The sequence below is a fragment of the Kitasatospora sp. NPDC047058 genome, from assembly GCF_040643935.1.
GTDB lineage: Bacteria > Actinomycetota > Actinomycetes > Streptomycetales > Streptomycetaceae > Kitasatospora.
In genome coordinates this window covers 1-1,778 of sequence record NZ_JBEYVJ010000790.1, presented here as the reverse complement: position 1 = coordinate 1,778, position 1,778 = coordinate 1, and the positions used below count along the sequence as shown (strand labels likewise).

Below are 1,778 nucleotides of genomic sequence, written 5' to 3'. Positions count from 1 at the left end.
CACATTTCTTTTTACACCCTACCCCACCCCCCCCCTTCCCCTATCGGGCGCCCCCCCGGGCGGCCCGCGCGCCCGCCGCCGGGGTCGGTGACGACCCGGGCAGCGGCCGCGCCGAGAATCCGCTGGTGCTCGGCGAAGGTCGATCGATCGCGTCCGTCCCCCGGATGCGGGCGGGGCTCCGGACGCGGGCGGGGCGCGCGCTCAGCCGGCCGCGCGGTAGGCGGCACCCACCCGGTTGGGCGTCGCCCGGTTGTAGAGACCGGTGCCGCCGCGGTCCGCGGAGAGCGTGAACCACGCGTAGCGTTCGACGAAGGGGAGCCCCTGGAGCATGGCGGCCGACTTCGTCACGAACGCGGCCTGTTGTTCCGGCGTCGGATACCTCGGGGTGCCGGTGGAGAAGTCGATCAGGGCGTACTCGGTGAGCCAGATCGGCTTCCTGTAGCGGTTGTAGGCGGCCTGGAGGTAGCTCCGCAGCTGACCGGTCGCGGCATCGGCACGGAAGTCCGAGCCGTACCAGTGCAGGGGGATGAAGTCGACCTTGTAGTGACGGGCGGCGGCGCCCCTCATGAACTGGTCGAGCCAGCCGCCCGCGCGGTCGCCGCCGCCCGCGACCGCGGGTGCCCCCAGGCGCATCCCGGTCGACTGGAGCCGGGGCCACAGGTCGAGGGCCCTGGTCACGCTCATGTCGGCCTGCGCCGGCAGGTCGGGTTCGTTGAAGCCGAGCAGGGTCGTGCCCTCCTTCCTGGCCGTTGCGAGTTGTGCGTCGGTCACCGAGGCGGCACCCCAGATCATGGGGACGAACTCGACGCCGGCCGGCGGCCTGATCTGCTGCCGGTCCGACGCCCAGGTGAAGAACCAGCCGACCTTGGCGTCAGCCAGTGCCTTGGTGACGTCGGTGAAGTTCCAGGCGCTCACGCCCTTCTTCTTCACCGGGGCGGCGGACGCGTCGGCCGGACCGCCGACCGTGAGCCAGGCCAGCACCGCGAGCAGAGCGGTGAACAGATGGATGCGACGCCGCACGGCGCTCCTCTCCTCTCTCATCACGGGTCATGTCCCATCACGGGGTCATGACGAGGTCGCGGACGGGTGGCTCACGCGGTGGGCCCGAACGTGACGGTGAAGCCCTTGCAGTGGCTGCACTGCTGCATCACCTTGTTGCCCGGCACCTGGTCCTGCTTGGACCAGGTGTAGGCCTTGGGACACCTCGCGCTGAGCGCGCGGCTGTAGTCGCCGGGGCTGTCCCGGCTGGGGTTGGTGCACAGCATCGGCTTGCCGTCCGGCCCGCGCGTCAGATCGGCGGGCGGGCAGAAGGGCAGCAGGTTCGCCGCGCAGCCCCGCGTGTCGCAGCCGCCGCCGGCCGGAACCGTGGCGTTCACCGGAGTGATCGTGACCGGCAGCGAGAACGCGTTGACGTAGCTCACGTCGTACCAGGGAGCGGCGCCGTCCTTGCTGTCGAAGTTGAACTCCGCGAGGCTGGCGGGTTGTTCGCCCGTCGTGCAGTGGTCGGTGAACGGGCCGCAGTCGCCCACCCGGCAGTGGAAGGTGCTGCCGGAGGCGCCGCCGCATCCCTGCCGTGCGAAGAACTTCCCACGCCAGTGGAACGGGGCGGCCGTCTCGGGGATCGTCACCGTCGCCGACTGCCCGGGAGTCAGGACCGGGAGCCGGGTGAACTGCTTCGACCCGTCGGCGTTGACACCGCTTCCGATCCACAGTGTCTGCGAGGAGTGGTTCACGAACGTCACCGTGTGGTTGACAGCCGCAGAAGCAGCCGCAGCCGC

The 1,778-nt window shown here is 70.7% G+C and carries 2 protein-coding genes; both read right to left on the bottom strand.

All coding sequences use genetic code 11. The features are described 5' to 3' along the window. Positions 1 to 201: 201 nt before the first annotated feature. Entirely contained in the window at positions 202 to 1,020 is an 819-nt protein-coding gene (locus tag ABZ885_RS40520; protein WP_360200125.1) for a glycoside hydrolase family protein, read from the bottom strand. A gap of 71 nt (positions 1,021 to 1,091) precedes the next feature. Next, positions 1,092 to 1,778, bottom strand: a 687-nt coding sequence (locus ABZ885_RS40515; protein WP_360200123.1) for a thaumatin family protein, incomplete at its 5' end; no start/stop codon positions are given.